The sequence below is a fragment of the Lysinibacillus telephonicus genome (genome assembly GCF_003966145.1).
Classification (GTDB): Bacteria; Bacillota; Bacilli; order Bacillales_A; family Planococcaceae; genus Ureibacillus; species Ureibacillus telephonicus.
This window is the reverse complement of the sequence record NZ_RXNR01000027.1, coordinates 46452-54450: the sequence shown is the minus strand read 5'-3', so window position 1 is coordinate 54450 and position 7999 is coordinate 46452. Positions and strand designations below refer to the sequence as shown.

Annotated in this window: 9 protein-coding genes; 6 read left to right on the top strand and 3 right to left on the bottom strand. The window is 33.7% G+C overall.

Features of this window, described 5'->3' with window-relative positions:
* Positions 1–116 precede the first annotated feature (116 nt).
* Positions 117–317 carry a hypothetical protein gene (locus EKG35_RS11070; protein ID WP_126294512.1) on the bottom strand — a complete coding sequence of 67 codons (201 nt, stop codon included), beginning with the start codon at positions 315–317 and terminating at the stop codon, positions 117–119.
* Between the two features lie 460 nt (positions 318–777).
* Positions 778–2154, bottom strand: a complete 1377-nt coding sequence (gene gdhA / locus EKG35_RS11065) for an NADP-specific glutamate dehydrogenase (RefSeq protein WP_400194480.1) — start codon at positions 2152–2154, stop codon at positions 778–780.
* A 217-nt stretch (positions 2155–2371) separates the two neighbouring features.
* Between gdhA and EKG35_RS11060 the strand changes: the two genes are divergently transcribed.
* From EKG35_RS11060 to EKG35_RS21445, 3 genes are all read left to right on the top strand, one after another.
* Positions 2372–2785: a YaiI/YqxD family protein gene (locus EKG35_RS11060; RefSeq protein WP_342774111.1), complete on the top strand. Its 414-nt coding sequence runs from the start codon at positions 2372–2374 to the stop codon at positions 2783–2785.
* A gap of 6 nt (positions 2786–2791) precedes the next feature.
* Positions 2792–4117 carry a D-serine ammonia-lyase gene (locus tag EKG35_RS11055; protein WP_126294509.1) on the top strand — a complete coding sequence of 442 codons (1326 nt, stop codon included), beginning with the start codon at positions 2792–2794 and terminating at the stop codon, positions 4115–4117.
* 133 nt (positions 4118–4250) lie between these two features.
* Positions 4251–4385 (top strand): hypothetical protein, encoded by a 135-nt coding sequence (locus EKG35_RS21445; protein WP_281274609.1) that lies wholly within the window; start codon positions 4251–4253, stop codon positions 4383–4385.
* A gap of 466 nt (positions 4386–4851) precedes the next feature.
* Here the strand turns inward: EKG35_RS21445 and EKG35_RS11050 are convergent, their stop codons facing one another.
* Positions 4852–5679, bottom strand: a complete 828-nt coding sequence (locus EKG35_RS11050) for a squalene/phytoene synthase family protein (RefSeq protein ID WP_126294508.1) — start codon at positions 5677–5679, stop codon at positions 4852–4854.
* 279 nt (positions 5680–5958) lie between these two features.
* Between EKG35_RS11050 and EKG35_RS11045 the strand changes: the two genes are divergently transcribed.
* From EKG35_RS11045 to coaW, 3 genes are all read left to right on the top strand, one after another.
* Positions 5959–6729 carry a 3'-5' exonuclease gene (locus EKG35_RS11045; protein WP_185807726.1) on the top strand — a complete coding sequence of 257 codons (771 nt, stop codon included), beginning with the start codon at positions 5959–5961 and terminating at the stop codon, positions 6727–6729.
* 111 nt (positions 6730–6840) lie between these two features.
* Entirely contained in the window at positions 6841–7017 is a 177-nt protein-coding gene (locus tag EKG35_RS20930; RefSeq protein WP_185807725.1) for a hypothetical protein, read from the top strand.
* Between the two features lie 133 nt (positions 7018–7150).
* Positions 7151–7993, top strand: coding sequence for a type II pantothenate kinase (gene coaW / locus EKG35_RS11040; protein WP_126294506.1), 843 nt, complete (start codon positions 7151–7153; stop codon positions 7991–7993).
* Positions 7994–7999 lie beyond the last annotated feature (6 nt).

Genomic DNA, 7999 nt, shown 5'->3' with positions numbered 1-7999 from the left:
CCTCCATTAGTACAGCCTCCCAATAAACTAAATAATACTAGTTTACTAGAAGTGTATTGAATAGTGAAAAAGTGTTCAAACCAAATGAGCAAATTCTGTTGATTCTATTTTAGCGTTTACAATAATATAATACCCCAAATAGGAAGGGTAGGATAAAGCTCACTATCAACTAAAAGTGATAATAGTATTCCTATAAAACCTACACTTATAATTATCATTGTAAAGAAGAAGCTTTTATTTTGGAGAATATAACGAGTTGTTCTTTTGGGGTGAAGCCATACAGAAAAATATGGATTTACTCTTTCTAATTGAGTCATATTAGTTCCTCCTATTAGGTTTTACAATAAAAGTAAAACATTATAAAACAAAAATGTAAACTTCATAGAAGTGGAAAAGAGGCTGGGACATAACTAAAAGACGCCATTTTTCTTGATGAGAAAAATGACGTTTTTTTGCTAAGTGGAAAATTGATTTCCGTTCCGGGACCGCGCATCCAGGGCTGGCCCAGAGCCTCCTCGTCGCTACGCTCCTGTGGGGTCTCGAGTCACGGGCTGTTCCCGCAGGAAGCTTTGTACCTGACGCTTCGCTTTCGGTACAGAAAAACATTGCTCTGTAGCGAAAGGCGCAGCCGGCAGCTACACTCGCCCCTTCACTCCAATCGATTTTCAAAAAATATCAAATTCTTATTAATGATAAAAGCGAATTCTTACAAAAAATCCACTTATGTCCCAGCCCCTTCAAACATTCCAGTATTGAAATTTAAATTTAGCTTTTTTATTAATAAACTCCTTCTGAAATCATTCCATTCGCAACCTTTACAAAACCAGCAATGTTTGAACCAACAACTAAGTTGCCAGGATGCCCATAATTTTCGGCTGCAGTTTTACTTTCGAGATAAATAGATTTCATGATGCCATGAAGTTTTTCATCTACTTCATTAAATGACCAATAGTTTCGACCTGAATTTTGTGCCATTTCTAGAGCAGATACAGCAACTCCACCAGCATTTGCAGCTTTTGCAGGTCCGAAAAGTACACCATTATCTAAGAAGATATTAATTGCTTCTAAGTTAGATGGCATATTTGCACCTTCTGCAACTACCTTTACGCCATTTGCGAGTAATGTACGAGCTGCTTCTCCATCAATCTCATTTTGAGTTGCGCAAGGTAAAGCGATATCACATGGAATAGTCCAAATATTATTGCACCCTTCTGTATATGTTGCATTTGAACGGTAATCTACATAGGTTTTAATACGATCGCCTTTTACTTCTTTAATCTCTTTAACAAGCTTTAGGTCAATGCCATCTGGATCGTAAATATATCCGTTTGAGTCAGAGCATGCAACAACTTTTGCTCCAAAATGCTGTGCTTTTTCGATTGCATAAATTGCAACGTTTCCAGAACCTGAAACAACAACAGTTTTGTTTAAAAATGAAAGTTTCGCATCTTGCAGCATTTGCTCTACAAAATAAATTAATCCATATCCAGTTGCTTCCTTACGAGCAAGAGATCCTCCATAGCGAGGTTGTTTGCCAGTTAAAACACCAGCTTCATATGCACCGCGGATTCGTTTATATTGTCCGTAAAGGTAACCAATCTCTCTTCCACCTACACCGATATCTCCAGCAGGAACATCGACATCAGGACCGATATGACGGTATAATTCTGTCATGAACGCTTGGCAGAAACGCATAATCTCTGAATCTGATTTACCCTTTGGATCAAAATCCGAACCTCCCTTACCGCCACCAATAGGCAGTCCAGTTAATGAGTTTTTGAAAATTTGTTCAAAGGCTAAAAATTTCATAATTGATTCGTTTACTGTTGGGTGGAAACGTAAACCACCTTTATAGGGGCCTACAACATTATTAAACTGTACCCGATAGCCCCGATTTACTTGGACATTATTTTGGTCGTCTTGCCACGTAATTCGGAATGAGATAATTCTGTCTGGTTCAACGATTCGAGATAAAATATTATGTTTAATATATTCTGGATGTTTTTCAAAAACTGGTACTAAGGATAAAAAGATTTCTTCCACAGCTTGTAAGAATTCTAGTTGGTGTGCATTTTTTTGTTTAAGTTGTTCGAATACTGAATCTATATAGTTTTGTGCAGCTGATTTTGTACTAATTACTTCTGTCGTCATCATGTTACCCCCGTTTTTTTTGTTGATGAATGTATAGTATTATGATTTTTCTAACAATTCAATAAAATATTTTGCTCGCAAGTTTATGACATGTTTATGTAAGGTTGTAATTAATGCTGAATTTACTATTTAAATATAATAAATTTATACAAATATTTCTAGGTGGTGAAGGTCTATTTTACAGTTACTAATTGATGCAGATGCTTGTCCGGTTGTTGATTTGGCGCTGTTTATATCATCTCAATATGAGATTAAACCAATCTTGTTTTGCGATACATCACATACTATAGAAAGGGAGAATGCAATAACAATTACAGTGCCGAAAGGGCCCGATTCAGTTGATTTTAAGCTGGTTAATGCGGTTTCAAGATACGATATTGTCATCACACAAGACTACGGATTAGCAGCAATGTGTTTAGCGAAGGGGGCGTTTGTTATTGATCAAAATGGAAGAGAAATGACTTCAGATAACATTGCTCAATTACTTGCTTTTCGATTTGAAAGTGCAAAAATTAGACGTTCAGGAGGTCGAACAAAAGGTCCAAAAAAACGAACGGAAAAAAATAATATTTCGTTTGAAATGAAATTTCGACAAATTTGTGAACGAGCGATTTTGGAGAAAAAAGGGGGATGAAATAAAATGATTGAAAAACAAAAAATAGAAAAATTAAGGAATCAATTTTATTTATTAAATGACATATCTATGTTAAAACCGGTGTTATGGATAAACCCAAAAAAACAACTGACTCTGCCAAAAGATGATTTTTCAATTCATGAAGCTAAAGAGGCAGAGGAACTATTAAAGCGATTCTCTTCTTATATAAGAGCGGCGTTTCCTGAAACTGAAAAATCGCAAGGAATCATTGAGTCCGAAATAAAAGAAATTTCTAATATGAAACGTCATCTAGAAGAACTAGAAGGTATTAAAATATCGGGGAAATTTATTTTAAAATGCGACCATTCTTTGCCGATTTCTGGTTCCATTAAGGCGCGAGGTGGAATTTATGAAGTGCTAAAATATGCAGAGGCGCTCGCAATTGATAATGGTTACTTATCATATGATGATAATTATGAAAAGCTTGCTAGTGATACATTTAAGCAATTTTATAGTCAATATAAAATTGCAGTCGGCTCAACTGGGAATCTGGGGTTAAGTATTGGAATTATGGGAGCAAAACTAGGCTTTCAAGTTACCGTTCATATGTCAGCAGATGCAAAGGAATGGAAAAAACAATTGCTTAGGGAAAAAGGGGTTGAGGTAATTGAATATTCATCAGATTATAGCAAAGCGGTTGAAGAAGGAAGGAAACAGGCAGAACTTGATGAAAAATGCCATTTTGTAGATGATGAAAATTCAAAGGACTTATTTGCAGGTTACGCAGTAGCAGCTGCAAGATTACAAAAGCAGCTAATTGATTCAAAAATACTTGTTGATAAAGATCACCCTTTATTTGTCTATTTGCCTTGCGGTGTAGGAGGTGGCCCAGGAGGAGTTGCGTATGGTTTAAAAGCACTGTATGGAGAAAATGTTCATATATTCTTTGGTGAACCAATTCAATCACCATGCATGTTATTAGGAATGATGACTGGGCTACACGATGGGATTTCTGTAGCAGACATTGGCTTATCTAATCAAACAGAAGCGGATGGATTAGCAGTTGGACGAGCATCCAAATTTGTTGGGAAAATAATGGAGCCAATTATAAGCGGATGTTATACAGTTAGTGATCAATTTTTATTTAATAGCTTAAAAGATATATATAAACAGGAACATATTTTTATGGAGCCATCTGCTCATGCTGGTGTTTATGGTCCAATCATGTTAATGAAAAACGGCAGTCACTATCTTTCGGAAAATGACTTAACAGCAAAAATGGAGCACGCAACTCATCTGATATGGTCAACAGGGGGAGATATGGTACCGCCCGAGCAGCGTATAGAGTATTTACAAAAAACTCTAAAATAGAGATAAACTGACATAAAGCAGTACAAATCATTAGTATGGTTTGTGCTGCTATTTTTTAGAATAAGCAAAAAATTGAATAACGGATAAAAAAAATCTTATGACTCACAATAATAATTGTGGAGGTGAGAATGGAATGGGCAGCAATAAACATAAAAACAATAAAACGCAAGATAACAAAAAACAACAAAATCAAAATCAAAACGCGAATAAGCGTGAAGAGTTTGCTGAGGAAATAAACGTAAATAAAAACCGTAATAAAAAATCATAACAGCTTCTAGCTAAAAATAACATCTAACTATTAAGTGCTGACTGATTTTATCAGGTAAAAATAAACCCTAATAGAAACCCTTTTATTAAAGGGGATATCTATTGGGGTTTTTGATTCAGAGTAGTCGCTTTTAGAAATTACTTTTCCTTTTTATTTGATTAGTCACATTTCTATAAAAAATACCCGGAAATAATATTCCGGGCTTGATTACACTTACTTAAATTCCTCCATGACACACTGCCTCGCTTTTCGCATTGTATCTTAAGATTTACCTAAGAAAACCTTGCTTTAGCAATATTTCAGTTGATGGCCCTTCAGAGTTCAATCTTCTGCACTCATCGGGTTAACCCTCCTAGTCATTGGATTTGAAGTGAAATCTTTAATAGTATTGTTCAATTATTAATTATTATACGCATTAATGCGATTTGGAATATAAAGGAAATTTCAAGGAATTTGAGCTGTTGTATTAATCGGCTTGAATTTCTTCAACTGTTTGTTCTACTTCTGCACGCGTCATCTTTTCTTTACCTTGTTTTAATGCATCCAACGTTTTATGTGCTAATGCAAGTGGTAAACGGCAGAATAATGTAATAGAACGTTTATTAATATCTTTCATATAACGGTCTGCTTTATCTAAATTTTCTTCAGCGTATTTAAATAAATCAGCTTTTGTCCAACCATCAGGAACAAAACTTACACCACGTTCTTCCATATCCTCCTGTTGATTCCGAAGAATGTTTACAATTTGCAACCCTCGACCATAGCCAATTGCCAATTCCCGATCGGTTTTAATTCCTGCATTCCATTCCCAAAGCTCTGACAACATTACGCCAACAAGTCCTGCAACATAGTATGTATAATCATCTAGATCTTCTTTCGTATGGACTTGGAAATTGTCTCTAGCCCATTTTCCCATACCTTCAGCCATTTCGCTTGTTGCATTTTTAACAATATTCTCCGCTCCATTAGGGATAAGACGAATCCAATCTCCTAAACGTATCGTAACTTCCGGCATGTATTGTTTTATAGGTTCAAGTATATCTAAATATTTCTGTTCATTAAAAGCAGGCTCTTTTAATAGTGAACTTACCTCTGTTAAAATTGCGAATTTAATGTCATTCGTTACTTCTGGATTTTCATTATCCTCTATTTCATCAATCGCTCTCATCATTAAATAAGCAGTAGCAACAGCTGTTTTTAAATCTTTTTGCAAAAAGGTAATGGGTATATAAAAAGTACGGCTAGTTGCTTTTAAAACCCGCATTGCATCCTTTAGGAGTTCTTTGTCATTCATTCAGATGTTTCCTCCGTTCATTACATACATCAGTTATTATCGTACATTAATTTTCAAGAAAATAAAAATAGAAACTTTAATATTTTTACTTAAATACCGTATTTATTTTGTTAAGCATTGCAAATACGAAAAGAAACCAGTTATAAGATTTATTTTCTCTTTTTCACAATGATAAACTATTTTCATAACATATTCGTGTAAAATACCTTTATATTCGCTACAATGTAGAATAGTAGACTGAACAGGTCAGCCTGTTTTTTAGTTAAAGGTGGAATGAGAGTGCGCAAGTACACTTACATATTTCTTGATATTGAAGCGGCATTAATCCATGGAAAACAACATATTATCGAAATTGGTGCTATTAAGTTGTTGCCTAATGGAACAAGGGAGAGTTTCTCAAAACTTATTCAACCGAATAAATTCAAAAAGTTAAATTCACATATACAAAAATTAACTGGAATTAAAACGGAAGAACTCATAACAGCTGCGTCGTTTAAAGAAGTAATGAAAAAGTTTATGGATTGGTGCAGCGAGGATACAATATTTGTTGCATTTGGTGAATTTGATCGGAAGGTTTTAGAGGAAGAATTAATACGAAACGGTTTGGATGTAAGTTTTATTTATCCAATGATTGATTTTCAACAGAAGTATATGATTGCAAATCAATTAAAGGAACAACCTAGTCTTAGTAGTTTATTGGATGCTTATCAAATTGAAGTTGAAACCCAGCACAGAGCGCTGGCTGATGCCTTTAGTTTGTGTAAAATTTTTAATGCTACAGATGGAGTAGAATTAATTGAAAATCAAAAAACAAATAAGTTCGGCATTATTTTAAGTGAATTTCGCCAAATGGACAATGTTTTTGATTTAAGCATTTCATTTATTTCGGGAAATGTTTCTTCAAAGGAGATTGAAATAACGTCAGTTAAAAATATAAATAAACATTTACATTATGACATTATTGAAGAACAGCGTAAAACAGAAGAAGGGGAAATAGAAATCATTCAGCGGACACAAATTTATCCACATAATGATGTACAACTATTCTAGGAAAGTATAATTCAAAATTTAAAAAATAAAGTACTGATTACGCGTTCCGGTTTAAAACAATTATCCCGAATTATTCGCCTTCATCAATGTACTATACCTAAAACAGAAGTTATGACACTACATAACGTACTGCAAAATGAGGACCTTCTAAATGAGTTTACTTTAATTGATGAATTTAATGAATCCTATGAAAATAAAATTTATCTTTTATTAAAGAAAAATGAAAATTTAATTATAGATGAATTTAAAAAACGAGACCTCTTAATAAAGGATAAAATACTTATTTAATGAAATAGAACTATAGAATTACATTTTATTGGTCAATTACTCATTGTTTATATTAATATAGTTAAGTAAAAATAATTGCACTATTATTTTAAGAAAGTTAAAGTTTAGAGGGAGAAACTAAAGGAGAACATTTATGCAAAAAGTTATAGGAATTGATGCAGGGGGAACTTTAACAAAATTAGTTTTTGTAAATGAGCAAAATGAGCTGGAGTTTAAAATCTTTCCTTCAAATGATTTTTCTCAAGTAAGGAATTGGTTAGAAAATCACCCGCATATAGAAGAAATAGGACTTACAGGCGGCCGCACACAACAATTGCTTGAAGTCTTAAATACAATGAAATCCATTCAATATTTAGTTGAATTCGAAGCAACATTCAAAGGTGTAAAATATTTATTGAAAAAAGATGGTTATGATATAGAAAATAGTATTATAACAAATATAGGAACTGGAACTTCCATTCATTATATGGAAGGCCAAAGCCATACGCGAGTTGGTGGGACAGGCATTGGCGGAGGTACATTAACTGGACTTTCTACAATAATAACAGGTATTTCTGATTTTGAAGATATTACATCTAAAGCAGCTCTAGGCAGCCGAGAACTAATCGATTTATTTGTTAAAGATATTTTCCAAGGAATGGAACCACCGATTGAGGGGCACCTAACAGCTAGTAATTTTGGGAAAGTAAGTATTTTAAAAGATGCAAAACATGAAGTAAATGACTTACTTGCAACTGTTCAAGCATTAGTTGGTGAAGTTATTACTACGCTAAGTATTCAATTTGCAGAAGAAAAAAAAGCAGAACATATTATTTATATTGGCTCAACTTTAATTAATAATGAGCATTTAAAAAAGGTTATTGCTAATTATACAATTTTGAAAAAACATAAACCGATTTTCTTAAAAAATTGCGGATTTACTGGAGCAATCGGGGCATTATTAAATAAACTCGAACAATCTAAAATTACCTATTAAAACAAG